This is a genomic window from Nocardioides sp. 1609 (assembly GCF_004522105.1).
Classification (GTDB): domain Bacteria; phylum Actinomycetota; class Actinomycetes; order Propionibacteriales; family Nocardioidaceae; genus Nocardioides.
This window is the reverse complement of record NZ_SPUJ01000010.1, coordinates 40,021-65,370: the sequence shown is the minus strand read 5'-3', so window position 1 is coordinate 65,370 and position 25,350 is coordinate 40,021. Positions and strand designations below refer to the sequence as shown.

29 protein-coding genes are annotated in these 25,350 nt (G+C 73.2%); 13 read left to right on the top strand and 16 right to left on the bottom strand.

From position 1 onward, the window contains the following. Positions 1–3 precede the first annotated feature (3 nt). Genes rsgA through E4623_RS21550 form a run of 3 tightly spaced genes read right to left on the bottom strand, consistent with a single transcriptional unit; the run spans position 4 to position 2,835 of the window. The gene (gene rsgA / locus E4623_RS21560) at positions 4–1,011 is read right to left on the bottom strand and encodes a ribosome small subunit-dependent GTPase A (RefSeq protein WP_134768640.1); all 1,008 of its coding nucleotides are present in this window, start codon (positions 1,009–1,011) and stop codon (positions 4–6) included. Further along, positions 1,011–2,282 carry a 3-phosphoshikimate 1-carboxyvinyltransferase gene (gene aroA, locus E4623_RS23070; protein WP_134768662.1) on the bottom strand — a complete coding sequence of 424 codons (1,272 nt, stop codon included), beginning with the start codon at positions 2,280–2,282 and terminating at the stop codon, positions 1,011–1,013. The genes rsgA and aroA overlap by 1 nt, the downstream gene beginning before the upstream one ends. Positions 2,283–2,310: 28 nt before the next feature. Further along, positions 2,311–2,835: a DoxX family membrane protein gene (locus E4623_RS21550; protein ID WP_134768639.1), complete on the bottom strand. Its 525-nt coding sequence runs from the start codon at positions 2,833–2,835 to the stop codon at positions 2,311–2,313. A 130-nt stretch (positions 2,836–2,965) separates the two neighbouring features. On the opposite strand from E4623_RS21550, the gene E4623_RS21545 reads away from it, so the two are divergent. The 5 genes from E4623_RS21545 (at position 2,966) to E4623_RS21525 (ending at position 6,082) form a co-directional block, all read left to right on the top strand. Beyond that, the gene (locus E4623_RS21545) at positions 2,966–3,718 is read left to right on the top strand and encodes an SOS response-associated peptidase (RefSeq protein WP_134768638.1); all 753 of its coding nucleotides are present in this window, start codon (positions 2,966–2,968) and stop codon (positions 3,716–3,718) included. Further along, positions 3,715–4,365 (top strand): alpha/beta family hydrolase, encoded by a 651-nt coding sequence (locus tag E4623_RS21540; RefSeq protein ID WP_134768637.1) that lies wholly within the window; start codon positions 3,715–3,717, stop codon positions 4,363–4,365. The genes E4623_RS21545 and E4623_RS21540 overlap by 4 nt, the downstream gene beginning before the upstream one ends. Positions 4,366–4,461: 96 nt before the next feature. Continuing rightward, a complete protein-coding gene (locus tag E4623_RS21535; protein ID WP_134768636.1) occupies positions 4,462–5,088 on the top strand; it encodes a sigma-70 family RNA polymerase sigma factor in 627 nt (208 codons plus the stop codon). Then, positions 5,088–5,387 (top strand): mycothiol system anti-sigma-R factor, encoded by a 300-nt coding sequence (rsrA, locus tag E4623_RS21530; RefSeq protein WP_134768635.1) that lies wholly within the window; start codon positions 5,088–5,090, stop codon positions 5,385–5,387. The genes E4623_RS21535 and rsrA overlap by 1 nt, the downstream gene beginning before the upstream one ends. A 41-nt stretch (positions 5,388–5,428) precedes the next feature. Beyond that, complete coding sequence (locus E4623_RS21525; protein ID WP_134768634.1) at positions 5,429–6,082, top strand: hypothetical protein; 654 nt, start codon at positions 5,429–5,431, stop codon at positions 6,080–6,082. A 236-nt stretch (positions 6,083–6,318) separates the two neighbouring features. Here E4623_RS21525 and E4623_RS21520 read toward each other — a convergent pair whose 3' ends face one another. From E4623_RS21520 to E4623_RS21505, 4 genes are read right to left on the bottom strand one after another with little or no spacing between them, the layout of a single operon-like run. Next, positions 6,319–6,684, bottom strand: coding sequence for a hotdog domain-containing protein (locus E4623_RS21520; protein WP_134768633.1), 366 nt, complete (start codon positions 6,682–6,684; stop codon positions 6,319–6,321). Further along, on the bottom strand, positions 6,684–7,214 hold the full coding sequence (locus E4623_RS21515; protein ID WP_245155210.1) for a GNAT family N-acetyltransferase: 531 nt from the start codon (positions 7,212–7,214) through the stop codon (positions 6,684–6,686). Before E4623_RS21515 ends, E4623_RS21520 begins: the two co-directional genes overlap by 1 nt. A gap of 19 nt (positions 7,215–7,233) precedes the next feature. Further along, positions 7,234–8,928, bottom strand: a complete 1,695-nt coding sequence (locus E4623_RS21510; protein ID WP_134768631.1) for an acetolactate synthase — start codon at positions 8,926–8,928, stop codon at positions 7,234–7,236. 45 nt (positions 8,929–8,973) lie between these two features. Next, complete coding sequence (locus tag E4623_RS21505) at positions 8,974–9,825, bottom strand: DUF2785 domain-containing protein (RefSeq protein WP_134768630.1); 852 nt, start codon at positions 9,823–9,825, stop codon at positions 8,974–8,976. A 63-nt stretch (positions 9,826–9,888) separates the two neighbouring features. On the opposite strand from E4623_RS21505, the gene E4623_RS21500 reads away from it, so the two are divergent. Next, the gene (locus tag E4623_RS21500) at positions 9,889–11,361 is read left to right on the top strand and encodes a PAS domain-containing sensor histidine kinase (protein WP_134768629.1); all 1,473 of its coding nucleotides are present in this window, start codon (positions 9,889–9,891) and stop codon (positions 11,359–11,361) included. A gap of 81 nt (positions 11,362–11,442) precedes the next feature. Here E4623_RS21500 and E4623_RS21495 read toward each other — a convergent pair whose 3' ends face one another. Beyond that, positions 11,443–11,694 carry a WhiB family transcriptional regulator gene (locus tag E4623_RS21495; RefSeq protein WP_110241912.1) on the bottom strand — a complete coding sequence of 84 codons (252 nt, stop codon included), beginning with the start codon at positions 11,692–11,694 and terminating at the stop codon, positions 11,443–11,445. A gap of 215 nt (positions 11,695–11,909) precedes the next feature. On the opposite strand from E4623_RS21495, the gene E4623_RS21490 reads away from it, so the two are divergent. Beyond that, positions 11,910–12,290, top strand: a complete 381-nt coding sequence (locus E4623_RS21490) for a hypothetical protein (protein WP_134768628.1) — start codon at positions 11,910–11,912, stop codon at positions 12,288–12,290. A 10-nt stretch (positions 12,291–12,300) separates the two neighbouring features. Here E4623_RS21490 and E4623_RS21485 read toward each other — a convergent pair whose 3' ends face one another. Together E4623_RS21485 and E4623_RS21480 are read right to left on the bottom strand one after the other, a co-directional pair. After that, the gene (locus E4623_RS21485) at positions 12,301–13,230 is read right to left on the bottom strand and encodes an RNA polymerase sigma factor SigF (RefSeq protein ID WP_134768627.1); all 930 of its coding nucleotides are present in this window, start codon (positions 13,228–13,230) and stop codon (positions 12,301–12,303) included. 1 nt (position 13,231) lies between these two features. After that, the gene (locus tag E4623_RS21480) at positions 13,232–13,639 is read right to left on the bottom strand and encodes an anti-sigma factor (protein WP_134768626.1); all 408 of its coding nucleotides are present in this window, start codon (positions 13,637–13,639) and stop codon (positions 13,232–13,234) included. Positions 13,640–13,829: 190 nt separating this feature from the next. On the opposite strand from E4623_RS21480, the gene E4623_RS21475 reads away from it, so the two are divergent. Continuing rightward, the gene (locus E4623_RS21475; RefSeq protein WP_134768625.1) at positions 13,830–14,885 is read left to right on the top strand and encodes an NAD-dependent epimerase/dehydratase family protein; all 1,056 of its coding nucleotides are present in this window, start codon (positions 13,830–13,832) and stop codon (positions 14,883–14,885) included. A gap of 3 nt (positions 14,886–14,888) precedes the next feature. On the opposite strand, the gene E4623_RS21470 is transcribed toward E4623_RS21475, so the two are convergent. After that, entirely contained in the window at positions 14,889–16,271 is a 1,383-nt protein-coding gene (locus E4623_RS21470; protein ID WP_134768624.1) for a hypothetical protein, read from the bottom strand. 107 nt (positions 16,272–16,378) lie between these two features. On the opposite strand from E4623_RS21470, the gene E4623_RS21465 reads away from it, so the two are divergent. From E4623_RS21465 to E4623_RS21455, 3 genes are read left to right on the top strand one after another with little or no spacing between them, the layout of a single operon-like run. Beyond that, on the top strand, positions 16,379–17,038 hold the full coding sequence (locus E4623_RS21465; RefSeq protein ID WP_134768623.1) for a glycosyltransferase family 2 protein: 660 nt from the start codon (positions 16,379–16,381) through the stop codon (positions 17,036–17,038). Next, positions 17,035–17,718, top strand: a complete 684-nt coding sequence (locus E4623_RS21460; RefSeq protein WP_134768622.1) for a DUF2064 domain-containing protein — start codon at positions 17,035–17,037, stop codon at positions 17,716–17,718. The genes E4623_RS21465 and E4623_RS21460 overlap by 4 nt, the downstream gene beginning before the upstream one ends. Next, entirely contained in the window at positions 17,715–18,365 is a 651-nt protein-coding gene (locus tag E4623_RS21455; protein ID WP_134768621.1) for a methyltransferase domain-containing protein, read from the top strand. Before E4623_RS21460 ends, E4623_RS21455 begins: the two co-directional genes overlap by 4 nt. Before the next feature lie 19 nt (positions 18,366–18,384). Here the strand turns inward: E4623_RS21455 and E4623_RS21450 are convergent, their stop codons facing one another. The 4 genes from E4623_RS21450 to sodN form a co-directional block, all read right to left on the bottom strand. Next, positions 18,385–19,119, bottom strand: a complete 735-nt coding sequence (locus tag E4623_RS21450; protein ID WP_209020823.1) for a hypothetical protein — start codon at positions 19,117–19,119, stop codon at positions 18,385–18,387. A 2-nt stretch (positions 19,120–19,121) separates the two neighbouring features. Then, on the bottom strand, positions 19,122–20,435 hold the full coding sequence (locus tag E4623_RS21445; RefSeq protein WP_134768620.1) for a molybdopterin-dependent oxidoreductase: 1,314 nt from the start codon (positions 20,433–20,435) through the stop codon (positions 19,122–19,124). 371 nt (positions 20,436–20,806) lie between these two features. Continuing rightward, positions 20,807–21,493 carry a hypothetical protein gene (locus tag E4623_RS21440; protein ID WP_134768619.1) on the bottom strand — a complete coding sequence of 229 codons (687 nt, stop codon included), beginning with the start codon at positions 21,491–21,493 and terminating at the stop codon, positions 20,807–20,809. Positions 21,494–21,761: 268 nt separating this feature from the next. After that, positions 21,762–22,163, bottom strand: coding sequence for a superoxide dismutase, Ni (sodN, locus tag E4623_RS21435; RefSeq protein WP_209020824.1), 402 nt, complete (start codon positions 22,161–22,163; stop codon positions 21,762–21,764). Positions 22,164–22,225: 62 nt separating this feature from the next. On the opposite strand from sodN, the gene E4623_RS21430 reads away from it, so the two are divergent. Both E4623_RS21430 and E4623_RS21425 read left to right on the top strand, forming a co-directional pair. After that, positions 22,226–22,570, top strand: coding sequence for a S24/S26 family peptidase (locus tag E4623_RS21430; RefSeq protein ID WP_245155209.1), 345 nt, complete (start codon positions 22,226–22,228; stop codon positions 22,568–22,570). Between the two features lie 159 nt (positions 22,571–22,729). Beyond that, positions 22,730–23,845: an NADP-dependent malic enzyme gene (locus E4623_RS21425; protein WP_134768660.1), complete on the top strand. Its 1,116-nt coding sequence runs from the start codon at positions 22,730–22,732 to the stop codon at positions 23,843–23,845. Positions 23,846–23,854: 9 nt separating this feature from the next. Here the strand turns inward: E4623_RS21425 and zwf are convergent, their stop codons facing one another. Continuing rightward, positions 23,855–25,306, bottom strand: a complete 1,452-nt coding sequence (gene zwf, locus E4623_RS21420) for a glucose-6-phosphate dehydrogenase (RefSeq protein ID WP_134768617.1) — start codon at positions 25,304–25,306, stop codon at positions 23,855–23,857. Positions 25,307–25,350: the final 44 nt, after the last annotated feature.

The window sequence follows — 25,350 nt, the reverse complement described above, 5'->3', positions numbered from 1 at the left end:
CCGTCAGTAGTCGCTGACGCTCCGCGCGGCGAGCAGCCGCCGGAACGACGAGACCCGCTCGGGGTCGGCGGTCCCGGCCGCGAGCGCGTCGTCGAGGCCGCACTCGGGCTCGTCCTCGCCGTGGGTGCAGCCGCGCGGACAGTCCTCGGTCATCTCGTCGAGGTCGGGGAAGGCCCCGATCAGGTCCTCCGGCCGCACGTGCGCCAGCCCGAACGACCGGATGCCCGGGGTGTCGATGATCCAGCCCCCGGGGGCGCCGTCGTCCTCACCCGGGAGCGCCAGCATGTAGGCCGACGTGGAGGTGTGGCGGCCCCGCCCGGTCACGGCGTTGACGATGCCGACCTCGCGGAAGGCGTCCGGGACGAGGGCGTTGACGAGGGTGGACTTGCCGACGCCGCTCGACCCGACCAGCACGCTGGTGCGGCCCAGGAGGTGCTCGCGCACCTCGACCAGGTCGCCGCCGCGCTGCGTCACCACCCACGGCACGCCGAGCGAGCGGTAGGTCGACAACAGCGACTCGGGGTCGCGCAGGTCGGCCTTGGTCAGGCACAGCAGCGGCTTCATGCCGGAGTCGTAGGCCGCGACGAGTGCCCGGTCGATCAGCCGGGGCTGGGGGTCGGGGTCGGCGAGCGCGGTGACGACGACGAGCTGCTCGGCGTTGGAGACGATGACCCGCTCGACGGGGTCGTCGTCGTCGGCCGTGCGTCGCAACGTCGTCGTGCGGGGGACCACCCCGACGATGCGAGCCAGGGTGCCGTCGTCGCCGGAGGAGTCGCCGACGACCCGCACCCGGTCGCCCACGACGACGCCCTTGCGGCCCAGCGGACGTGCCTTCACCGCCAGCACCGTGGTGCCGCCGACCAGCAGGGTGAACCGGCCGCGGTCCACGGTGACCACGACGCCCTCGACGGCGTCGTCGTAGGACGGCCGCTCCTTGGTGCGGGGCCTTGTACGGCGCCGGGGCCGGTCGTAGTGCTCGACGTCGTGGTCGGAGTAGCGGTGACCCGACATCACACGAGGGTGGACCAGAAGCCGGCGAAGTCGGGGAACGTCTTGCTCGTGGTGGCGACGTCCTCGACCAGCACACCGTCGACGGCGGCGCCGATGATGACGCCGGCGTGCGCCATCCGGTGGTCGGCGTAGGTGTGGAACACCCCGCCGCGCAGCGGGGCAGGCCGGATGGTGAGCCCGTCGGGGTGCTCGTCGACCCCGGCGCCGAGCGCGCCGAGCTCGGCGGCGAGCGCGGCGAGCCGGTCGGTCTCGTGGCCGCGGATGTGGGCGACGCCGCGCAGGTGGGACGGCCCGTCGGCCAGGGCGCAGAGCGCCGCGACGGCCGGCGTCAGCTCACCGACGTCGTGCAGGTCCAGGTCGACCCCGGCGAGCCGGTCGGGGCCGGTGACCCGCAGGCCGTCGGCGGTCCGGTCGACCTCGCAGCCCATCAGCGCCAGGATCGAGCGCAGCTCGTCACCGGGCTGGGTGGTCGACTCCGGCCAGTCGCGCACGGTGACGGAGCCGCCGGTGACCGCGGCGAGCGCGAGGAACGGGGCGGCGTTCGACAGGTCGGGCTCGATCGTGCGGTCGACCGCCTTCACCGGACCGGGCGCGACGGCCCAGCGGTTGGCCTCGGAGTCGTCGACGTGGACGCCGTTCTCGCGCAGCACGGCGACCGTCATGTCGATGTGGGGGAGCGACGGCACCGGCTTGCCGTCGTGGCGCACGTCGACGCCCTCGTCGAACCGGGCGCCGGCGAGGAGCAGGGCGGAGACGAACTGCGAGGACGCGGAGGCGTCGATCACCACGGTCCCGCCACGCACCGAGCCCGAGCCGTGGATCGCGAACGGCAGCGAGCCCCGCGACCCGTCGCGCACGTCGACGCCGAGCGCGCGCAGCGCGAGCAGCACCTCGCCGATCGGGCGACTGCGCATGTGGGGGTCGCCGTCGAACTCGACCGTGCCCGACGACAGCCCCGCGACCGGCGGCACGAAGCGCATCACCGTGCCGGCGAGGCCGCAGTCGATCACGGCGTCGGAGGTGAACCCGCCCGGAGTGACGACCCAGTCGTCACCGGAGGTGTCGACCGCGGAGCCGAGCGCGGTCAGTCCCGCGGCCATCAGCAGGGTGTCGCGCGAGCGGAGGGCGCGCCGCACGACCGACGGGCCGTCGGAGATCGCGGCGAGCACGAGCGCGCGGTTGGCCAGCGACTTGCTGCCGGGCAGGGACACCACGGCGTCGACCGCGTCGTGGAACCGGGGTGCCGGCCACGGATCGACCGGCTGCTGCACCGACTGCTGCACCGACTGCTGGGCCAAGTCAGGACACCTTGGCCTTGGCGAGCTTGGCCTCGCGCTTGGCCGAGACGGCGAGGTGCTTGGCCTCGCGACGGGCGTCCTTGGCCACGCGGCGGGCACGCCAGGCGACGCCCGGCTTCCCGTCGGTGTCGCCGGCCGCGATGATCGCGCCGCCGAGCATCGAGGCGTTCTTGAAGAACTGCAGGCGCTGGGTGTTCTTGCCCTCGGGGGTCGTCTCGGCCCAGAACGCGTGCCCGGCGACCGTGGTCGGGATCATCGACAGGGCCAGCGCGGTGGCGCCGAGGCGCGGCGCCCGCCCGGTGCCGACGGCCAGCGCACCGACGATCTGGACGCCGGCGTTGATGCGCACCAGGGTCAGGGGGTCCGACGGGACCGGAACGCCCTTGCCCTGGACGAGCGGGACGACCTTGTCGGTGACCCGCTTCGCCTTCGCGGCGACGACGTCGGCGTTGCGCAGGGCGTTCACGGCACCGAACACGAACCCGGAGGCCAGGAGCGGACGGGCGATCAGACGGCTGAGACTCATGGGTCCAACCTATGCGATCCCCGCCGGCGTCCGTCCATCCCTCCAGGCGTCGCGCGCGGTGGCGGTCCGAGGGTTCACCGGGTTCACCGGGGGCTCCTGCACCTCGCGTCGCGCCACTAGGGTGAGCGCCATGTGTGGGAGGTACGCGTCGAGCCGCCAGCCCGACGACCTCGTCGAGGAGTTCGAGGTCGTCGAGAGCCGGGTCGAGAAGCCGCTCGAGCCCGACTTCAACGTCGCTCCCACCAAGGACGTCTACGCCGTGGTCGAGCGGCCGCCGTCGCGGGACAGCGACGAGCCGCCGACCCGCCAGCTGCGGACGCTGCGCTGGGGGCTGGTGCCGTCGTGGGCGAAGGATCCCTCGATCGGGAGCCGGATGATCAACGCCCGGATGGAGACGGTGGCCGAGAAGCCGTCCTTCCGCCGGGCGTTCGCGAAGCGGCGCTGCCTGCTGCCGGCCGACGGCTACTTCGAGTGGTACGAGACCGCCGGGTCGACCACCGGCGGCAAGCCCCGCAAGCAACCCTTCTTCATCCGCCCGAAGGACCACGGCACGCTCGCCATGGCCGGGCTCTACGAGATCTGGCGCGACCCGACCCGCGGCGACGACGACCCGGCCCGGTTCCGCTGGACCTGCACCGTCATCACCACCGACGCCGAGGACGACGTCGGCCGGATCCACGACCGGATGCCGTTGATGGTGGAGCCGGACCGGTGGGGTCGGTGGCTCGACCCGACGACCCCGCCGGACGCCCTCCTCGGGCTGCTCGTCCCGGCCGCGCCGGGACGGCTCGAGGCCTACCCGGTGTCGGCCGCCGTCGGCAACGTGCGCAACAACGGCCCCGAGCTCATCGAGCCGCTGCCCCTCGAGGAGACCCTGCTGTGACCCGGTCCGACCTCCTCGTCGACACCCCGCACGGGGAGGGCCGGCTGGTGATCGACCGCGCGCGCCGGCCGATCGCGACGGTGCTGCTCGGGCACGGCGCCGGGGCCGGCATCGACACCCGCGACCTGGAGGCCCTCGCCTCCGCGCTCCCGCGCAACGACGTGACGGTCGTCCGGTTCGAGCAGCCGTGGAAGCGGGCCGGCCGCAAGGTCGCGACCGCCCCGGCCACCCTCGACGCCGCTCTCGTCGCAGGCGCCGACCGGCTCCGCACCCGCACGCCGCTCGTCGTCGGTGGCCGCTCCGCCGGCGCCCGGTCGGCCGCACGGACGGCGAAGCGGCTCGGCGCGGTCGGCTGCCTGGCCCTCGCCTTCCCGCTGCACCCGCCCGGCCGGCCCGAGAAGTCCCGGCTCGACGAGCTGCGCCGCACCCGGGTCGCCACGCTCGTCGTCCAGGGCGAGCGCGACACGATGGGCACGCCCGAGGAGTTCCCAGACGACATCGACATGGCCGTCATCCCCGGCGGCGACCACGGCTTCAAGGTGCCCGCCCGCGGCCCGGTGACCCAGGACGTCGCGCTCGAGATCCTGGTCGAGTCGACGCTGGAGTGGATCGTCCGGGAGATCGCCGGGAATGGCTCCTGGGGGTGAGACGTTCACCTTGACGTGATGGCAACCCTGGAGCGTCCCGAGCGCCGTGCGGCCAGTGACCTCGGTCCTGGTCCGGGCGGCGTACGCTGGGACCTGATGACTGAGATCGAGCCCGAGGTCGTCGACCTCGACACCGAGACCGACGCGGAGCGGTCGTTGCGCTTCGAGCGTGACGCCCTGCCCTTCCTGGACCAGCTGTACTCCGCCGCGATGCGGATGACGCGCAACCCGGCCGACGCCGAGGACCTGGTGCAGGAGACGTTCGCGAAGGCGTACTCCGCCTTCCACCAGTTCCGCCCCGGCACCAACCTGAAGGCCTGGCTGTACCGCATCCTGACCAACACCTTCATCAACAACTACCGCAAGAAGCAGCGGCAGCCGCAGCAGTCGATGTCCGAGGACGTCGAGGACTGGCAGCTCGCCCGCGCCGAGTCGCACACCTCCACGGGCCTGCGGTCGGCCGAGATGGAAGCCCTCGAGCACCTGCCCGACTCGCAGGTCAAGGACGCCCTCCAGCGGCTCCCCGAGGAGTTCCGGCTCGCGGTGTACCTCGCCGACGTCGAAGGATTCGCCTACAAGGAGATCGCCGAGATCATGGAGACGCCCATCGGGACCGTGATGTCACGGCTGCACCGCGGTCGCCGGCAGCTGCGCGACATGCTGTCCGACTACGTGCGGGCCAACGACCTGCTCCCGGCCGGCACCGTGGAGGCGAAGCGCTGATGTCGGACCTCCAGCCCTCCGGCTCCCGTCCCGCGGCGGCGCCCGCCGCCCACGACGAGGAGTGCGCCGACTACCTCGAGCGCATCGTCTACTTCCTCGACAACGAGCTCGACGACGCCGACTGCTCCGTGGTCCGCGCGCACCTCGACTCGTGCAACCCGTGCCTGGAGAAGTACGACCTCCAGCGCACCGTGAAGTCCGTCGTCGCCCGCTCGTGCTCCGAGCAGGCGCCGTCCGACCTCCGTGAGCGGGTCCGCATCCGGATCCGTGAGGTCCAGGTCCAGATCACCGAGGGCTGAACGCGGCGTGTGAGCGGAGCCGGGTGGGGTACGACCCTGCCATGTCCTTCGCTCCCCGCCTCCGCGCGGCCGCCCTGGCCGTCTCCCTCGGCATCGGCCTGATGGTCGCCCCTGGCGCCGCTCACGCCGTCGACCCGGCCCCGACCGCCGCGACCGGGCGGACGGCGTCCGCCCCGGACGCGCTGTCCGAGCGGCCCGCGCGCGGCTGCGCGAACGGGCGAGCCACCCGGATCCTGCGCGACCCGACGACCGACGGTCCGCGCGGGGTCGAGGCCAACGGTCTCGGCGTGTGGAACAAGGATCGCGACCTCTGCTACTGGTTCACCGTCACCGGCCGGTTCCGCGCCGCCAAGGCGCAGGTCGTCCGGGTGGTCATCGACTCCGACCGCCGCTACCGCGGCTACGAGCACGAGGCCTGGTTCTACAGTCCCAAGGACAAGGACGACCGCCGCGGCGCGTTCCTCATCGAGCACTACGACGACGGCACCTCCCAGTACGTCGACTGCCCGATCAACGGGTCGTTCCTGCTGCGCGTCGGCCAGATCCGGATCGGGTTCCCGAAGACCTGCATCGGCTCGCCGGCCCACATCCGCGCCCAGGTGTCCGTCATCGACATCACCCGCTACCTGAGCGGGAACCGCTACCGCGGGCTCGCCGACTTCGTCCCGAACGGCCGCTACACGCCGCTGTACTGATCGGGGTGCTGCCCTCGGACCGCCGGCCGATTTCGTGTCCTCCCGGGCGACCTGAGAGACTGCCTCGTTACCGAACCCAGGAGGTCATCATGGGAAAGACAGGCCGCAAGCGCCGCGCGCGCCGCAAGAAGGCAGCGAACCACGGCAAGCGCCCCAACAGCTGACGCAGCTGCTGCACCGACCCCCGGTCCGCCACTCGGCGCCGGGGGTCTTTGCTCGCCCGGACCAGGAACCCCTCAGAGCCGGCCGAGGAACCGCTCGGCGTCGACCACGACGCGGGTGACCTCGCCGGAACCGACCACCTTGCCGTTGCCGCCGACGTGGCGCGCGGCGACCGTGAACCGGTGCAGCCGGCCGTCGGCGTAGACCGAGGACGCCGTCACCTCGACCTCCTGCCCGACGGCCGACGCGACCAGGTGCTCGATCGAGACCCGGGTGCCGACGCTGGTCTCGCCGTCGCCGAGCGCCGGCTCGATGGCCGCGCAGGTGGCCGCCTCGCACCACGCCAGCAGGCGCGGCGTGCCGAGCACCGGCAGCGAGCCGCTCCCGACCGCGGCGGCCGTGTCGTCGCCGGTCACCGTGAAGCGCAGGGTGGCATCCATCAGGGGTGCTCCGTCCTCTGGTCCGTTCGGGGCTCCCGCCCCAGGTCGAGCTCGTAGGCGACCAGGTCGACGCCGGGCACCGGTGACCAGTCGCGGGCCGCGGCGCGTGTGAAGCCGAGCCGCTCGTAGAGGCGGTGGGCACCGGCCATCCCGGTCAGGCTCGACAGCACGACGCCGCGAGCGCCCTCCGCGCGGAACCGGTCGACGACGAGACCGGCGAGCGCGGCGCCGACGCCCCGTCCCTGCGCGGCGGGGGCGACGGCGAGCATGCGGAACTCGCCCTCGCCGTCGCGGGCCAGCTCGCACCACGGCGAGCCGGGTGGGCAGAGCGTCACGTTGCCGAGCACGACGACGCCGGAGGGCCCGTCCTCCGCCGCGACCCAGACCTCGGCGTCGCGGTCGCGGCCCGCGACGTCGGTGAGCCGCGTCCGGTAGTCGTCGTCGGGTCCGAGGAGGAACGGTTCGTAGGCCGCGACGGTGAGCGCGCCGATGGCGTCGTACTCGTCGGGGCGCGCGCGGCGCAGGTCCACCACTGCCGACCCGACGCCGTCAGATCCCGAACGTCGCGCGCGGGTAGGCCGCCTCGACGTCGGTGATCACGTTGACCAGGTAGGGGACGCCCGAGGCGAACGCGCGGTCGAGGGCGGGCCCGATCTGGCGCGGGTCGGTGACGGTCTCGCCGGCACCGCCGAGGGCCTTGACCACCTCGTCGTAGCGGGTGCGCGGAGCGAGGTCGGCGGCGACGTCGTAGCCGTACAGCATCTGCATCGGGCCCTTCTCCAGGCCCCAGGCGGAGTTGTTGCCCATCACCATGACGACCGGCAGGTCGTGCCGCACCAGGGTGTCGACGTCCATCAGCGAGAAGCCGGCGGCGCCGTCTCCGAGCAGCAGCACGACCTGGGACGAGGGCCGCGCGATCCGCGCCGCGATCGCAGCACCGAGCCCGGCCCCGAGGCAGCCGTAAGGGCCGGGGTCGAGCCAGCCGCCGGGCCGCTTCGGCTCCACGAACTTCCCGGCGAAGCTGACGAAGTCACCCCCGTCGCCGATGACGACGGCGTCGTCGGCCAGCCGGGGGGCCAGCTCGCCGTAGATGCGGGCGGGGTGGATCGGGTCGGCCTCGGCGCTCAGCAGCGCCCGGTCGCGCTCGACGGCGGCCCGCACGGTGTCCTGGAGGTCGGCGACCCAGCCGGACCAGTCGGGCCGGTTGCCGCGCTCGAGCGCGGCCAGCAGGGCGTCGAGCACGCTCGTGAGGTCGCCGGACGCCGACGCCGCCAGGGTGGCGTGCGCGGCGACCTGGGCGGGGGAGTCGGCGACGTGGACGACGCGCGCGGGGTTCTCGGGGTCGCCGAAGACGCCGTAGCCCAGCCGGAAGTCGAGCGGCGTGCCCACCACGACCACGAGGTCGGACTCCTTGAGCGCCTTGCTGCGGGCCTTGGTCACCAGCAGCGGGTGGCCACCGGGCACCAGGCCGCGGCCCATGCCGTTGGTGATCGTGGGGACGCCGGCGCCCTCGACCAGGCGCAGCGCGGCCTCCTCGGCGTGGTCGGCCCACACGTCGGTGCCGAGGATCAGCACCGGCCGGGTGGCGCCGGCCAGCAGCGCGGCGACGGCGGCCACCGCGTCGGGGTCCGGGTCGGCACCGGTGACCCGCCCACCCGTCGGCACCGGGCCGCTCGCCGAGCTGAAGAACTCGTCCATCGGGACGTCGACGAACACCGGCCCGCGGTGCGAGGACCGGGCGACGCGGAACGCCTCGTCGATGCCGCCGAGGATGTCGGCGGCGGTCGCGATGGTGGCGGCGTGCTTGGAGATGGAGGCCACGATCGGCGGCTGGTCGAGCTCCTGCAGGCTGCCGGTGCCCCACCGGTTCTGGGGGGCGCGGCCGCCGACGACGACCATCGGCGACCCGGCGAACTGCGCCTGGGCGATCGCGCTGATGCCGTTGGTGACACCGGGACCGGCGGTGAGCACGGCCAGGCCGGGGACCCGGGTCAGCTTGCCGGTGGCCTCGGCCGCGAAGGCGGCGGTCTGCTCGTGGCGGACGTCGAGCAGCCGCATCGGCGGATCCGCCTTCACCGCGCCGTCGTACATCGGGAAGACGTGGGCGCCCGACAGGGTGAACATCGTCTCGACCCCGTGCGCGCGGGCCACCGCCACGGCGAGCTCGCCCGCGTGGCCGGTGAGGTCGGCACCCCCGCCGGAGCCCGGGCCGGCGCCCGCTGCTGTGTCGTGCGTCTCAGTCATGCCCGCAGACTAGGGGACCGCCCCCAGCCGAGGACCGAGCCGGCCTCAGGAGGTGCGGACCTCGAGGTAGTGCTCGTTGGTCGAGCGCAGCGCGCCGACCAGGACCAGCATCAGGTCGGCCCGCGACGCCGGCGGCCGGTTGCCGAGGGCCAGCTGGAGGTACAGCGCGCGCAGGAACGCCTGGGCGTTGCCGGTGGACAGGTGCGGGTCGCGGCGGTCACCGCGTGCGGGCCGGCGGGCGTGCTCGGTGATCCGGTTGACCCACGGTTCGAGCACCTCGATCGGCAGCTGGTTGCGGCGCAGCACGTACATCGTCGCCGCGGCGAGCCGGTCGGGCTCGCCGTTGCTGAAGAGCCGGTCGACGCGCGCGCAGAGGACGTCGGCGACGACGTCGAGCACCACGGTCAGCTCGGGCGGCCCGAAGTGCGGTGACTGGGCCAGCGTGCCCAGCGCGTCGGCGCCGTGGGCGATGGCGTGCGCCCACCCCTTGCCCGGCACGAAGCCCCGTAGGTCGCGCTCGCGGAGCATCCACGTGGCGATCGCGTCGCCCCACTGCAGCACCTTGCCGCCGAGCACGAGCGGCCGGTTGTTGTCACGCAGGACGCACTCGGCCAGCACCAGGGCCGAGAAGCTGCGCCGGAAGACGGTGTCGTCCTCGACGAGCCCGAGGCCGGTCCGCAGCCCGACGGCCATCCCGTCGCCGAGCGCGGGCAGCAGGTCGTCGTACACCCCGCGCTCGACCCACGTGGCCAGCGTCGGGTACGCCGTCGCGTCGCGCCGGACGGGGTCCGGGTCGCCCAGCATGAGCGTGAGCTCCTCGGTGAGGTCGGCGAGCGGGACGCCGGAGGGCACCTGGAAGTCGGCTGCGTGGACCTGCTTCCAGTCGACCCGGGACACGGGGTCATCCTGCCAAAGGAACGCCCGTCGACCCCCATCGAGGCCTCGCCCTACCCTTGCGGGGTGTCGTCCTTCACCGAGATCGTCCGCACGCGCACCGATCTCGACGCCGACGACGTCGCCTGGTTGCAGCTGCTCCAGGCCGACTGGCAGATCATCGCCGACCTGTCCTTCGCCGACCTGGTCCTGTGGCTGCCCGACCGCGAGCGCAGCGGGTTCTGGGCGGCCGGGCAGATGCGGCCCACGACCGGGCCGACGGCCTACGTCGACGACATCGTCGGCACCTACGTCGAGCGGGGACGGCGACCGCTGCTCGACGCGGCCTACGAGCAGGGCCGGACGGCGCGCGAGGGCGACCCCGAGTGGCGCGACGAGGTGCCGGTGCGCAACGAGTCCATCCCGGTGATGCGCGCCGGACGCGTGATCGGCGTGATCGGCCGCAACACCAACCTGCTCGGCGTCCGCACCCCCAGCCGTCTCGAGCTCTCCTACCTGCAGACCGCGGCCGACCTGACCCAGATGATCGCGACCGGGCACTTCCCCTCCTCGGGCCAGCGCAGCGACCACGCCGACTCACCGCGGGTCGGCGACGGCTTCCTGCGCGTCGACGCCGGCGGGCACGTCGTCTACGCCAGCCCCAACGCCCAGTCGGTCTACCGCCGGCTCGGGCTCTCGGGCGACCTGGCCGGCCTGGTGCTGGCCGACCTCGTGCGCGAGCTGGTGCCGCCCCGCCGCCGTCCCGACGAGGAGACGCTCAGCGCCGTCCTGGGCGGCCGGGCGCACCGCGACGTCGAGATCGGCACCGTCGAGGTCTCGATCATCGTGCGGGCGATCCCGCTGCGGCCCGGCGGCGAGCACATCGGTGGGCTGATCCTGGTCCGTGACGTGTCCGACCTGCGTCGCCGCGACCGCGAGCTGGTCACCAAGGACGCGACGATCCGCGAGATCCACCACCGCGTGAAGAACAACCTGCAGACCGTCGCCGCGCTGCTCCGGCTGCAGGCCCGCCGGATCGACAACGAGACCGCCAAGCTCGCGCTCGAGGAGGCCGTGCGGCGGGTCGGGTCGATCGCGATCGTCCACGAGACGCTCAGCCAGGCCGTCGAGGAGACGGTGCAGTTCGACGAGATCGCCGACCGCCTCGGCACGATGGTCACCGACGTCAGCGCCCTGCCCGGCCGCGTGCGGGTGCGCCGGCTCGGCAGCTTCGGCGTCCTGCCCAGCGAGGGTGCGAACGCGCTGGCGATGGTGCTGACCGAGCTGCTCCAGAACGCCGTCGAGCACGGCTACGACGACGACCCCGACGTGGCCGGCGAGATCGTCGTGACCGTCGACCACCTCGGTGGCCGGACGCACGTCGTGGTCGACGACGACGGCCGCGGTCTGCCGGAGGGCTTCACCCTCGACGGCTCGACCAACCTGGGTCTGTCGATCGTCCGGACGCTCGTCGAGTCCGAGCTCGGCGGTCAGCTCGAGCTGCGCAACCGCCCCGAGGGCGGGACGCGGGTCGCGATCGACGTGCCGACAGCCGGGTGAGCCAGCAACCTCGGAGGTTGATCGAGCGAGCTCGACCACCATCAGGACGAGCACGGGCTCGCTGCGCTCGCCCGTCTCGTCCTAGGCGGTGCGCACCCGCGCGCGGGCGTTGCGCCGCTTGAGCGCGCGGCGCTCGTCCTCGCTGAGGCCGCCCCAGACTCCGTGGTCCTGTCCGGCCTCCAGCGCCCAGGCGAGGCAGAGCTCGCGCACGTCGCAGCGTCGGCAGACCTGCTTGGCCTCCTCGATCTGGAGGATGGCCGGACCGGTGTTGCCGATCGGGAAGAACAGTTCCGGGTCCTCGTCGAGGCATGCGGAACGGTGGCGCCAGTCCATGGGTGGGTGGATCCTTGATCTCTCGTTCGTGCAGGCAGGGGTTGCTCAGGCCTGCGGGCGCGCGAGATCGTCGGTGTGTGAACGATTTCACGAACGCCTGACCACTGTCGCAACTATCGACGGCGGTATCAAGCGTTTCGCGCCGTGATGTGAGTCTTGTCCGTCACAGCCTCCCGAGAACGAACGGCCGACGAGGGCGCCGTAGGCTCCGGTTCGTGCGAGAGAGCAGTCGGGCGCGGCCCCTCCCCCTGACCCTCTCAGCGGTGCTCGTCGGTGTGCAAGGGGTGGCGATGATCGTCCTCGCGCTGCTCGCCGTCCTCGACGTGGGGGGAGACCAGGTCGAGATCGGCCTCTCGGTCGCGATCTTCTTCGGCGCCTACGGCGGCGCGCTGGTCGCGGCGGCGGTCGGGCTGACGAAGCAGCGGGGCTGGGCGCGGGGACCGGTGCTCATCACGCAGCTGATCCAGATCGGCATCGCCTGGAACGTGCGCGACGTGCCGCTCCTGGCCGTCCCGCTCGCCGTGATGGGCGTGGTCACCATCGTGCTGATGGTGCAGCCGGCCAGCATCGCCGCCTTGGAGCGCGACGGCGCCTGAGGTCGGGGCCCTACTCGGGGTCGGGTGCCTCGAGCGAGGTGCGCAGCTGCTCGAGGGTCCGGTTCAGGAGCCGGGAGACGTGCATCTGCGAGACGCCGATCTCCTCGGCGATCTGCGACTGGGTCATGTTCTTGAAGAACCGCAGCAGCAGGATCCTCTTCTCCCGCGGCGCGAGCTGCTCGAGCAGTGGCTTGATGGACTCGCGGATCTCGACGTGCTCGAGGCCCTCGTCCTCGACGCCGATCGCGTCGAGCATGCTCGACCCGCCCTCGTCGGAGTCGTCGCTGGCGTCGAGCGAGAGCGTCGAGTAGGCGTTGCTCGACTCGATGCCCTCCACGATGTCCTCGACCGTGCAGCCGATGGTCTCGGCGAGCTCGCGGGGGGTGGGGGAGCGGCCCAGGCTCTGGGTCAGCTCGGCCGAGGCCGCGCTGATCTGCATCCGCAGCTCCTGCAGGCGCCGCGGGACGCGGATCGCCCAGCCCTTGTCGCGGAAGTACCGCTTGATCTCGCCGATGATCGTGGGCGTCGCGTAGGTCGAGAACTCCACGCCGCGCTCGGTGTCGAACCGGTCGATCGACTTGATGAGCCCGATCGTGCCGACCTGGACGAGGTCCTCGAACGGCTCGCCGCGGTTGCGGAAGCGCCGGGCGCAGTGCTCGACCAGGGGCAGGTGCAGGTGCACCAGGTCGTCGCGGGCCTGGCCACGGGTGGCGTCGGAGCCGAGGTCGTCGCGCAGCTCGACGAACAGCTCGGCGCTGCGCTTGCGGGTGGCCTCGACGCGGGTGAGCCGCGCCTCGGCGGGGGTCGGCTGGACGTCGTCCTCGACCTCGACCTCGACCTCGACCAGCGGGTCGGGCTCGACGGGATCGGGCTGGACAGGGTCGGGCTGGGGAGGGTCGGGCGGGGAGGTGCTGCCGTCCCGAGGTGCAGACGAGTCCATGTCAGGTGCCGGCCCCGAGGGCGGACGACGTCATCGTCATCACGATCGCCAGGTGGCCGTCGCGCGACTCGATGTCGGCGGACGTCGCCAGGGTCGTGAGGACCTGCCAGGCGAAGCTGTCGAGGTCGGGGACCGGGTTGCCCGCGGTCCGGGCGCCGACCGAGATGGTCATCTGCCCCGGTGCCAGGTGGAAGCCGGTGACGAGGTCGGTGCCGTCCGCGGCGTGCTCCAGCACCATCGCGTTGGCCTCGCCGACCGCGATCCGCAGGTCCTCGATGTCGTCGATGGTGAAGTCGAGGCGCGCGGCCAGGCCGGCGGTCGTCGTCCGCAGGACCGAGGCGTAGGCGCTGTCGGCCGGCAGCCGCAGCTCGACGTCGGGACGACCGTCGGGGTGGGACGTGTCTGACATGGGGCCGGTCCTTCGCTCGTCTGGCTTCAACGCACCGACCCTAGCGCCCGCGGCGGACCGGGTCGGCGTCCGTCGGTGGCTACCCGCGCGGTTCCCGACCGAAACGTGGGAGCGACGCCGCGGACGGGGACCCGCCGCGCAGGTGCAGCGCTCCGGGCCGGGCCGCTCGGACGCCGCCTACGCTCGGGGCATGCGCGTACTCCTCACCGGCTCGGCCGGGTTCATCGGTACCGCGATCGGCCGGGCGCTCGAGGACGGCGGCCACGACGTGGTGCGGGTCGACCTGATGCTCGAGCAGGCGCACGGCTCGACCGAGGTGCCCGAGGGCACGCACCGACTCGACGTCCGCGACGCGGTCGGGTGGCCGAGCGAGCTCCTCGAGGGCGTGGACGCGGTGTGCCACCAGGCGGCCGTCGTCGGGGCCGGGGTGACCGTCGCCGACCTGCCGGCGTACGCCGCCCACAACGACCTCGGCACCGCCGCCCTGCTGGCGGCGATGCACGCCCGCGGTGTCGGGCGGCTGGTGCTGGCCTCGTCGATGGTGGTCTACGGGGAGGGTCGCTACACCTGCGCGACCCACGGCGACCAGGTCCCGCCGCCGCGTGCCGTGGCGGCGCTGGAGGCCGGCGACGTCGAGAACCACTGCGGCGTGTGCGGTGCCGACCTCGCGTGGGCGCTGGTCGACGAGGACGCTCGGCTCGACCCGCGCAGCAGCTACGCCGCCAGCAAGCTCGCCCAGGAGCACTACACCTCGGCGTGGGTCCGCCAGGCGGCGGAGTCGGGGGCGTCCGCGATCGCGCTCCGCTACCACAACGTCTACGGGCCGGGGATGCCCCGCGACACGCCCTACTCGGGGGTCGCGGCGATGTTCCGGTCCTCGCTCGAGCGCGGGGAGCGTCCCCAGGTCTACGAGGACGGCGGCCAGGTGCGCGACTTCGTCCACGTCGCCGACGTCGCGCGGGCCAACGTGCTCGCGCTGGGGGCGGTCGTGGCCGCGGACGCCGGCACCTTCGAGGCGTTCAACGTGGCCTCGGGCCACCCCGTCTCGATCCTGGACGTCGCGCGGCTGGTCGCCGAGGGCACCGACGCCCGAGTGGAGCCGCAGGTGACCGGCGGCTACCGGCTGGGCGACGTGCGGCACGTCGTGGCGTCCCCGGCGCGGGCCGAGGCCACGCTCGGCTTCCGTGCCGAGATCCTCCCGGGCACCGGGCTGCCGGCGTTCGCGACGACGCCGCTGCGCGCCTGAGCCTCACCACTGCGTGAACACGAGCTGCTGGAGCACGATGGCGCTCACGACCTGCACGGCGAGGGCCGGACGGTGCCACCTCGGGGGGAGCAGGGCAGCGCTCAGCAGCAGCCACGGCACCCAGGGCAGCCAGATCCGCTCCACCTCGGACTTGCTCATGCCGGACAGGTCGGCGACCAGCACCGCGACCGCGGCCGAGAGCGAGAGGAGCACCGCGGTGCGCCGTTCGTCGACGGCGCCGGTCACCGTGGCACGGAGCCGGGGGAGCGCACAGGCGAGGCCAGCGCCGAGCACCGGGCCGGCACCGACCACCAGCGCGGCGAGGTTGCCCCACACCCAGTAGGACTGCGGCCGGCGGCCGCCGAGGCCGGCGAGGTAGCGATCGCGCAGCGGGCCGTAGGCCTCCCACCACCAGAACCCGAGGGCGCCGAAGCCGGCCACCACGACCAGGGCGCCGCCGACCGCCCACGGCAGCGGCCGCCAGGACCTCGCGCTGGCCAGGACGGCGAGCGCGACCGGGCCGATCAGGAGCAGACCGTAGGAGAGGAACACCCCGAGCCCGAGCACCACGCCGGCGAGCACGGACCAGGCCGTCGCGCGCCGCCGGGTCCTCGCCGTCGCGGCCAGGGCGAGGGCCGCCAGGCCCCAGGCGCTCACCGTCAGGAAGACGGCGTCGGCCGAGACGGCCATCAGGACCGCGGCGGGGGTCAGGACCAGGAACGGGAGAGCCCGGCGCGCGAGCGCCTCGGCGCCCAGCGCCCGCAGGGCGACCAGCACGCCGGGCACGGCCGCAGCGGCGATGATCGTGACCGCCATGCCGACCCCGAAGGACGTGTCGACGCCCAGCCGGACGAGCAGCACGAAGAAGAGCAGCGCACCCGGTGGGTGCCCCGAGACGTGGGTCGCCCAGCTGTCGGGCTCGCCGTAGGTGATCCGGCCCACGAAGCCGTCGAGGGTCGCGGGGACGTCGGTGATCCCCCGCGCCGTGGTCAGGTACTCCCCGGGCATGTCCTCGACCCTCGAGATGCCCTCCGAGCCGTCGACGTGGGCGAGGGCCAGCAGCCAGACCAGGCCCACGGCGTACGACGCCAGGAGCAGTGCCGGCCAGCGCGCGACGCTCGCCAGACGGGGCAGGACGAGCCAGGCCACCAGGCCGACGAGCACGACCCGGACCGTGGCGAACCCGACCGACTTCACCTCGAGGTAGCCCCGCAGCGGGGGGACCGGCTCCTCGCCGGGGTAGCGCGTGCGCGAGAACGTGTCGAACGACAGCAGGTGGGGCAGCCAGAACGCCAGGACGACGAGCACGACGCCGGCCAGGGCCCCCGACCACGCCGACCTGGCCAGCCGGCGCCCCGAGGGAGGCGTCGCCGTCACGGTGCTCATCACGCCCACCCTAGGGACGGGGCGGCCTGCGGGGCGGCGTCGGCGTCCTCGACCCCGGCTTTGGGGTGGGGTGCGACCACCCGTCTCCGCCTAGGTTCGGACCCACGATGCCTGACTGCGACCTGATCCTTCCCTGCCGGGACGAGGCGGCCGCACTGCGCGGGCTGCTGCCCCGCATCCCCGACGAGTTCGAGGTGATCGTCGTCGACAACGGCTCGACCGACTCGACCGCGGACGTCGCTCGCGAGCTCGGCGCCCGCGTGGTGCACGAGCCGACGCCGGGCTACGGCGCCGCCGTCCAAGCCGGGCTGCTCGCGGCGACGAACCCCTACGTGTCGTTCATGGACGGAGACGGGTCGTTCGACCCCGCCGAGCTGCTGCCGCTCCTCGCCGAGGTGCGCAGCGGCCGCGCCGACCTCGCGGTCGGTCGCCGACGTCCGGTGTCCCGCGGCGTGTGGCCGTGGCACGCGCGTGCCGGCAACGCGCTCATCGTCGCGTGGCTGCGGCGCCGGATCGACCTCGACGCCCACGACATCGCCCCGATGCGGGTCTGCCGCCGCGAGGACCTCCTCGCCCTCGACGTGCGCGACCGACGCTTCGGCTACCCCGTCGAGCTGCTCCAGAAGGCCACCGGCGCCGGCTGGCGGTTCGCCGAGCAGGACGTCGCCTACCACCCGCGGGCCGAGGGCACCCGGTCCAAGGTCTCCGGATCGGTGCGGGGAACGGTGCGCACCGCCCGCGACTTCGCGAAGGCGCTGTCCTCGTGACCCGCCCCGCCACCGGGTACACCGTGCTCGTCGTCGCGAAGGCCCCGGTGGCCGGACGCGCGAAGACCCGTCTGGGAGCCGTCGTCGGTGACGACGGGGCCGCGGACGTCGCCGCCGCCGCCCTCCTCGACACGCTCGCCGCAGCCCGGGCGGCCGTCGGCGCCGACCGCTGCGTCGTCGCCCTGACCGGCGACCTCTACCGGGCCGCCCGCGGCGAGGAGGTCGCAGCCGCCCTCGCCGGCTGCGTGGTCGTCCCGCAGCGAGGTGACGGCTTCGACGAGCGCCTCGCCTCGGCCCACGCCGACGCCGGCGCGGTCGCCGACCGACCCGTCGTCCAGGTCGGGATGGACACCCCCCAGGTCACCGCCGGTCACCTCGACGCCGTCGCCGCCGCGCTGGCCCACCACGACGCGGTGCTCGGTGCGGCCGGGGACGGCGGCTGGTGGGTGCTCGGGCTGCGTGACGCGGCCACGGGCGGGGCCCTGCGCGGAGTCCCGATGTCGACCCCGACGACGCTCGACGACACCGCGGCCGCCCTGCGATCCGCCGGGCTCTCGGTCGGCGAGACCGTCCTCCTGCGCGACGTCGACACCGTCGACGACGCCGAGGCGGTGGCGCTCGACGCACCCGCGACCCGGTTCGCGGCGGCCTGGGCCGCGCTGGGGGCGATGAGCCCGTGATCGAGCAGTCCTTCTCGACGGTCTTCACCCACGCCCTCCAGGGCCACCCCACCGATGTCGTCGGCCTCGACGACACCCCCGGCGCGCTGCCCGTCGACACGTGGCGCCAGGCGGCCGACGAGCACGACCGGCGGATGCTCGACCTCTGCCACGGCCCGACCATCGACGTCGGCTGCGGTCCGGGACGGATGGTCGCTGCGCTGGTCGAGCGCGGCGTCCCGGCGCTCGGCATCGACGTCGTCCCGGAGGCGGTCCGGCTGACCCGCGCGCGGGGCGTGCCGGCACTGGAGCTGGACGTCTTCGGCTCGGTGCCCGACGAGGGGACCTGGGGGACCGCCCTGCTCGCCGACGGCAACGTCGGCATCGGCGGCGACCCCGTCGCGCTCCTCGCCAGGCTCCGGGACCTCGTCGCGCCCGCCGGCCGCATCGTCGCCGAGCTGGCCGCCCCCGGCGTCGCGACCAGGAACATGTGGGCGACGATCGAGTGCGCCGAGAGCCGCAGTCGCCGCTTCCGGTGGGCCGTCCAGGGGGTCGACGACGTCGACACGCTGGCACGCCGGACCGGGCTGCGTGTCCGCTCCACCGCGACCTTCGGCGGTCGTTGGTGTGTCGTGCTGACGAGGACGTCGGCCCGCCCGGTCCGCTGAGCCGCGTGCCTTCCGGCCGCTAGGCGCGTCCGCGACGGCGCACGAGGACGACGGCGACGACGGCCAGGGCGACGAGGGCGGCGGCGAGGAGCGGCGCCCGATCCTGGCGGACGGCGCCGGTGCCTGTGCCGGCGGCGGGCACGCCCGCGGGCACGCCGCCGGGCACGGGCACGGCGCGCCGGTCGGGCAGCGGTGCGGGGGGCGGCGGGTCCGACGGCGTCCGGCGAGGCGCTCGGAGGCGGGCGACCAGGTAGGCGGCGAGACCCAGGAGCACGATCGCCGAGCACAGCAGCGCCCAGCGCAGCAGGAAGGGGTCCTGGGTCTGGCCGGTGGCGCGCTGGTAGGTGTCGGCCCCGTGACGGATGATCCCGGGCAGGAACAGCACGGTGACCAGGGCGCAGGCCATGAGCGGGACGCGCACGTAGTTCACGGCCGGGACGGGGATCCTCCGCCCCGCGTGCCGTCGGCGTCCACGGGTGCCGGTGCCTGCGCGGCGACGCGTCGTGGCCCGGGCGATGACGGTGTCGGCGGCCGCGATCGTCGGGTACAGGACCAGGTCGTGCACGACGGCCGCGCCGATGAACCAGACGGCGATCGACTGCCACCAGACCTCCGGGTCCCACAGCGCGTCGAGGCCGATCGTCCGCACGGTGTGGACGGCCAGGGCGAGACCGGCGAGGAGCAGCAGGAGGTGGGCCGGGCCGGCGCCGTAGCTGCGCCGGAACCGCGTGAGGAGGGGGGTCGGGGTGCGCACCGTCAGCCCGCCTCGAAGTCGATGGTGCCGACCCACTTGGTGCAGTGGACGCCGGGGATGGCCGGCACCATGATCCGGGCGGGGTAGCCGTGGTCGAGGGGGAGGTCCCCGCCGTTGACCCGGAGCGCGAGCATCGAGTCCGCGTGGTCGACCTGGTTGCCCTGCAGGGTGGCGGCGCGGAACAGCCCGGACTCCTGGATCGACTCGACGCGGGCCGACGACGGCTCGGTGACGCCGGCGAGCCGAGCAAGGTCGCGCAGCCGGACGCCGGTCCAGGTCTGGGTCGTCGACCAGCCCTCGACGCACGCGATCGGCAGGGTGGCGGTGTGCTGGGGCAGGGCGAGCAGCTGCTCGCGGGTCAGCGAGACCTCGACGGCGCCGCCGGTCAGGGTCAGCCGCCAGCTCTCGACGGCCTCGCGGCTGATGCCCGCTGCCTCGGCGGTCTTGTTGACGGGGAAGGTGCCCGCGGGCTGGCGGCCCCGGGGCATCAGCACGGCGGCGTACCGGGAGACGCCGCCGACGGTCTGGCCGGCGGTCAGGACGAGGACCAGCAGGCTCCCACCGCCGACCAGGCCCAACGCTCCGCGCCGGCTCAGGGTCGGCGGGTCGGGGTCGGTGGGGATCAGTCCGTGACTCGGCCCGGTCTCGGGGCGGGTCTGGTCGCGACCGGTGCGCATCACCTCGCGCAGCGAGGTCCCGCGCAGCGAGCGGACCATCGTGGCGAGCTTGAGCGGGACGTGGACGAGGAACCCGGCCATGAAGACCCACGCGCCGTAGTAGTGGGCGGTGTAGAAGCTGAAGCCGAAGACGTAGTCGTACTGGATGTTCAGCACACCGGTGACGATCTCGAACAGCAGGCCGCCGACCAGCATGAGCAGGGAGATCCGTTCCAGGACCTGCGCGAGCGAACGCGCGGGCGGCCACTGGAACAGCTTGGGGATGACCGACCACAGCTTGGCGAGGACCACGGGGATGACGACCAGACCGAGGCCGACGTGCAGACCCTGGTTGAGACGGTAGAGCCAGGGCGGGTCGGTCGGCCAGTCGAAGTCCGGCAGCCGCAGGAACCCGACGTCGCCGGGATAGGCCTGGTCGAACTGGGGGCCGTAGGCGCTGTAGGAGAGCAAGCCCGTGACCGTGACGACCGGAAGGACGACGAGCAGCACGAGACCGAGGACCGAGGTCAGCCACGGGCCGCGCAGCGGGCTGCGCCACCGGACGTCGAGTCCCAGTGGACGACGGCGAGCCACCGCCCGCCAGAGGGGGGCGGGGAACCCGAACCCCGACTCGTCAGGGTCCTGTGCTGGGTCGCGCATCCCGGGGGACCAGCCTCTCCGTGGCGGTGGGCTCACGTTATCGTCGTGCGTCCGAGCGGTGCTTCGGGTGCTGGCTGAGGCGCGGTGCCGGGCCGACGTCGGGTGGTCCCGCCCCACGACGAGCACCACCCGCCGACCCATAGTGCCCCAACGGAAGCGGTCGGCGGGTGGTGGACCGGGTGCCGCGCGGCACGGGGGCCGTGCGCGCGGCCGGGTGCGGGTGTCCCTCGGTGTCGAGGCACGGGCCCCTACGCACCAGGCAGGGCCCGTGCCCCGCTCAGGGGTGGGCCCGCGAGCGACCGGCTGGACGTGGGCCAGCCGGCCGCAGTGCGAGGTGCCTCGCAGTGGTCATCGTCCGGTCGTGCTGTCGATCAGGAGGGGACGTCGACGGTGATCTTGGCGATGCCGACCAGCAGGTCGGGGGTCACCTGGTCGGTGCCGAAGGTCTCGTTGAGCAGCGGGGCGGCCACCGGGGAGATCTTGACCTCGGTGCCCTCGAGGATCGCGGTGCTGCCCTCGGTCTGCAGGGGCTTCAGCGTGCGACCGTCGAGCTGGAAGAGGAAGGCGCTCGTGACGGCGACCTTGCCGTTGACGGTGACGTCGCCGTAGACGCGGGAGACGCCGGGGTCGACGTTGAAGTTGGTGAGCTCGACCGTCGTGTCGCCGGCGGTCAGCGACAGGCCAGAGCCCTCGTGCTGGATCTGGCCGATCACGTAGGGGTCGACCTCGTCGGGCTCGAAGACCGAGACGTTCCCGCCGGTGATCGGGAAGATCAGCGAGCCGTCCTCCAGCTTCGCGGTCCCGACGACGCCGGGGGTCAGCTTGAGCGCGGTGAGGGCGTCGGTGAAGCCCTTGTCGAGCGCGATCTGGGTGTCCTGGCCCTCGAGGGCGTCGATGGCCGCGACGGCCTGCGGCTTGGCGCTCGAGGAGCTGTCGGAGCTGGAGGAGGCGGGGGTCGTGTCGTCCTCGGATCCGCACGCGGTGAGCGGGATGGCGAGGAGCGCGATGCCGGCGATGCCGGCGATGCCGCGCTTGATGTTCAGGGCGTTGGTGCGCATGGAGCACTTCCTTCGTTGCTCAAGGACGCCGAGCTGGCGTCTCTTGCAGGAAGTGGTTCGCCGCGACCGGTCACCCTGACTGGTCGGCGGTACGAGACCCGCGTCACTCGTGCGGCCAGAGGTGCGCGGCCGACCCGTCGGACCCGTCGGACCCGCCCCAACCTGCACGAAAAACGCCAGGTGGACGCCGACCGGGATCCTTCGACGGTGTCGAGGAGCCTGGCGACGTCCACCGGGTGGTGGTGCGTCCGGGACGAGCCCGGGTGACTCAGGCCTTCTTGGTCTCCCAGAAGATCGCGGCGATCTCGTCGATCTTGGCCAGCAGCTGGTCGGCGACGTCGGCGTCCATGGTGCCCTTGGTGCCGGAGGCGCCGGCGAGCTTGGTGGCCTCGTTGACCAGCGAGTGCAGCTGGGGGTACTTCTCGAAGTGCGGGGGCTTGAAGTAGTCGGTCCACAGCACCCAGAGGTGGTGCTTGACCAGCTCGGAGCGCTGCTCCTTGATGATCACGGCACGGGTGCGGAAGTCGGGGTCGTCGTTGTCGGCGAGCTTGCCGATGACGGCCTTGATCGACTCGGCCTCGATGCGGGCCTGGGCGGGGTCGTAGACGCCGCAGGGCAGGTCGCAGTGGGCCTGGACCTCGAGGGTCGGGGCGAAGAAACGGGGGAGCAGGCGGGAGAGCATGCGGGTCCTCTCGATCAGGAGATGGTGCGGTGCTTGCGACACTACTCCGCGTGGACGACGTCGAGCCCAGACCCCTGGGGGTGCCCATCCTGCGGATGGTGGTGGTGCGCGGGCGCTCGATGCTGCCGTCGTTGCGCCCCGGCGACCGGCTCCTCGTCCGGGCCCGCCGCGTGCCGCGGGTGGGGGACGTCGTCGTGGCGCGCTTCGCCGACGGGACGGCGGTGGTCAAGCGGGTCGCCGAGCGGCGCGCCACCGGCTGGTGGCTGCTCAGCGACAACGCCGCCGAGGGGCTCGCCGACTCGCGGGCCCGGGGCGCCGTCCCCGACGAGGCCGTGCTCGGCGTCGTGACGTGGCGGATCTGGCCGCGGCCGGGACGGATGGCCCGTCGAGTGTGATCCGGGTCTCTCCGGACGGGCCGGACCGGTGCCGGTCGTTGTGGAAGTATCCCGAAGGTGGCTGACACCGAGCAGGGCACCGACGAGGGCACCGTGAGCGGGAAGGCCTCGCACCCGCGTGCCGGCGACCCCGTCTTCGACCTGCACGTAGGCGGCAAGATGCAGACGGTCTCGACGGTCGCTCTCGACGGGCGCGACGACCTCTCGCTCGCCTACACGCCGGGCGTGGCCCTGGTGTGCGAGGCGATCGCGGCCGATCCGTCGCTGACCCAGCACTACACCTGGGTCCCCAACGTGGTGGCGATCGTCTCCGACGGCACCGCCGTCCTCGGCCTCGGCGACATCGGCCCGGCGGCCGCGATGCCGGTGATGGAGGGCAAGGCGGTCCTGTTCAAGCAGTTCGGCGGCGTCGACGCCGTCCCGATCTGCCTCGACACCACCGACACCGAGGAGATCATCGAGACCGTCGCCCGGCTCGCCCCCAGCTTCGGCGGCGTCAACCTCGAGGACATCTCCGCCCCGCGCTGCTTCGAGATCGAGGACCGCCTCAAGGAGCGCCTCGACATCCCCGTCTTCCACGACGACCAGCACGGCACCGCCGTGGTCGCGCTCGCCGCGCTGACCAACGCGCTCCGCCTCACCGGCCGGACGGCGTCCTCGACCCGCGTGGTCATCTCCGGTGCCGGCGCGGCCGGCGTCGCCATCGCCAAGATCCTGCTCGAGGCCGGGATCGAGGACCTCGCCGTCACCGACCGCAAGGGCGTCGTGCACTCCGGGCGCGGCGACCTCACACCGGTGAAGAAGGCGCTCGCCGAGATCACCGCCGACCGGTCCGGTCGCACCGGCAGCCTCGCCGACGTCCTCGACGGCGCCGACGTCTACCTCGGCGTCTCCGGCGGCACGATCCCCGAGGAGGACGTCGCGCGGATGGCCCCCGAGGCGATCATCTTCGCGATGGCCAACCCGACGCCCGAGGTGCACCCGGAGGTCGCGCACCGCTACGCCCGTGTCGTCGCCACCGGCCGCTCGGACTTCCCGAACCAGATCAACAACGTGCTGGCGTTCCCGGGCATCTTCCGCGGCGCCTTCGACGTGCACGCGAGCGCGATCACCGAGGGCATGAAGGTCGCCGCCGCCACCGCGCTGGCCGACCTCGTGGGCGACGACCTCGCCGAGGACTACGTCATCCCGTCGCCGTTCGACCCGCGGGTCGGACCGGCCGTCGCCGCCGCGGTGTCCGCCGCAGCCCGCGCCGACGGCGTCGCGCGGGCCTGACCGGCCGGCTCAGCCGCCGGTGGCGTTCGGGTCGCGCCAGGTGCGCTCGAACGGGAGCCGCCAGGCGTGCGGGGCGATGAGCTGGTGGATCGCGTTGGGTCCCCAGGAGCCGGGGATGTAGCCGCGGACCGGGGTCGGGTTGTTCAGCAGCGCCTCCGACTTCTCCCACAGCGTCTCGATGCCGGCCGCCGAGGTGAACAGCGTGTGGTCGCCGCGCATGGCGTCGTGGATCAGCCGCTCGTAGGCCTCCAGCACGTACCCCGACGCCGTCGTGTCGACGGTCGCGAACTGCATCGACAGCTTCTCCAGCTTCATCCCCGGGCCGGGGCGCTTGCCGTAGAACGACAGCGACATCCGCGACTGGTCGGCCAGGTCGAACGTCAGGTGGTCGGGGCCCTGGGTGCCGGCGTTCGAGCCCGCAGGGAACATCGAGAGCGGGGGCTCCTTGAAGGCGATCGAGATGATCCGGGCGCCCTCGGCGAGCTTCTTCCCGGTGCGCAGGTAGAACGGGACGCCGGCCCAGCGCCAGTTGTCGATCTCGACCTTGAGCGCGATGAAGGTCTCGGTGTCGGAGTCGTCGGCGACCTGCTCCTTGCCCCGGTACCCGCCGTACTGGCCGCGGACGACGTTGTGCGGCTCGATCGGCCGCATCGAGCGGAAGACCTTGAGCTTCTCCTCGCCGATCGGGCCGGGCGCCAGCGTGGTCGGCGGCTCCATCGCCATGAACGCCAGCACCTGCATGAGGTGGGTGACGACCATGTCGCGGTAGGCCCCGGTCGACTCGTAGAACTTGGTGCGCCCCTCCAGCCCGAGGGTCTCCGGGACGTCGATCTGCACGTGGTCGATGAAGTTGCGGTTCCAGATCGGCTCGAAGAGGCCGTTGGCGAACCGGAAGGCCAGGATGTTCTGCGCGGCCTCCTTGCCCAGGAAGTGGTCGATGCGGAAGACCTGGTCCTCGTCGAAGACCTGGTGCACCTCGTCGTTGAGCGCCTTCGCCGAGGCCAGGTCGGTGCCGAAGGGCTTCTCCATGATGACCTTGGCCCGGTCGACCAGGTCGGCGTCGGCGAGCTCGTGGATGACGTCGAGCGCGGCCTTGGGCGGCACGCTCAGGTAGTGCAGGCGGCCGACCTCGACCGGGCCGATCTCCGCGGTCAGCTCGGCCTCGCACTCCTTGACCACCGAGGCCAGGGCACTCGGGCCGGCCGCGGTGGGGATGTAGCGCAGCCGCGCCGAGAACGGTGCCCAGCGCTCGTCGGTGATGTCGCCCTTGCCGAACTCCTCGCACGCCGCGCGGGCCAGGACGTCGAACTGCTCGGTGTCGAGCTCCTCGAGGGAGGTCCCGATGACCCGGCAGTCGGGCATGAGGTTGGCCTCGACGAGCCGCAGGAGGGCCGGTAGCAGCTTGCGCTTGGCCAGGTCCCCGGTCGCGCCGAAGATGACGATGACGTACGGCTGCTCCATGTCTTCCACGGTAGACCTCACACGTTGCGAGAAGGTGACGCGGC

Coding starts and splice junctions, on each gene's coding strand:
- rsgA (WP_134768640.1), bottom strand. CDS start 1,011: ATGTCGGGTCACCGCTACTCCGACCACGACGTCGAGCACTACGACCGG.
- E4623_RS21550 (WP_134768639.1), bottom strand. CDS start 2,835: ATGAGTCTCAGCCGTCTGATCGCCCGTCCGCTCCTGGCCTCCGGGTTC.
- E4623_RS21545 (WP_134768638.1), top strand. CDS start 2,966: ATGTGTGGGAGGTACGCGTCGAGCCGCCAGCCCGACGACCTCGTCGAG.
- E4623_RS21535 (WP_134768636.1), top strand. CDS start 4,462: ATGACTGAGATCGAGCCCGAGGTCGTCGACCTCGACACCGAGACCGAC.
- rsrA (WP_134768635.1), top strand. CDS start 5,088: ATGTCGGACCTCCAGCCCTCCGGCTCCCGTCCCGCGGCGGCGCCCGCC.
- E4623_RS21525 (WP_134768634.1), top strand. CDS start 5,429: ATGTCCTTCGCTCCCCGCCTCCGCGCGGCCGCCCTGGCCGTCTCCCTC.
- E4623_RS21520 (WP_134768633.1), bottom strand. CDS start 6,684: ATGGATGCCACCCTGCGCTTCACGGTGACCGGCGACGACACGGCCGCC.
- E4623_RS21510 (WP_134768631.1), bottom strand. CDS start 8,928: ATGACTGAGACGCACGACACAGCAGCGGGCGCCGGCCCGGGCTCCGGC.
- E4623_RS21495 (WP_110241912.1), bottom strand. CDS start 11,694: ATGGACTGGCGCCACCGTTCCGCATGCCTCGACGAGGACCCGGAACTG.
- E4623_RS21485 (WP_134768627.1), bottom strand. CDS start 13,230: ATGGACTCGTCTGCACCTCGGGACGGCAGCACCTCCCCGCCCGACCCT.
- E4623_RS21480 (WP_134768626.1), bottom strand. CDS start 13,639: ATGTCAGACACGTCCCACCCCGACGGTCGTCCCGACGTCGAGCTGCGG.
- E4623_RS21475 (WP_134768625.1), top strand. CDS start 13,830: ATGCGCGTACTCCTCACCGGCTCGGCCGGGTTCATCGGTACCGCGATC.
- E4623_RS21470 (WP_134768624.1), bottom strand. CDS start 16,271: ATGAGCACCGTGACGGCGACGCCTCCCTCGGGGCGCCGGCTGGCCAGG.
- E4623_RS21465 (WP_134768623.1), top strand. CDS start 16,379: ATGCCTGACTGCGACCTGATCCTTCCCTGCCGGGACGAGGCGGCCGCA.
- E4623_RS21445 (WP_134768620.1), bottom strand. CDS start 20,435: ATGCGCGACCCAGCACAGGACCCTGACGAGTCGGGGTTCGGGTTCCCC.
- E4623_RS21440 (WP_134768619.1), bottom strand. CDS start 21,493: ATGCGCACCAACGCCCTGAACATCAAGCGCGGCATCGCCGGCATCGCC.
- E4623_RS21425 (WP_134768660.1), top strand. CDS start 22,730: ATGCAGACGGTCTCGACGGTCGCTCTCGACGGGCGCGACGACCTCTCG.
- zwf (WP_134768617.1), bottom strand. CDS start 25,306: ATGGAGCAGCCGTACGTCATCGTCATCTTCGGCGCGACCGGGGACCTG.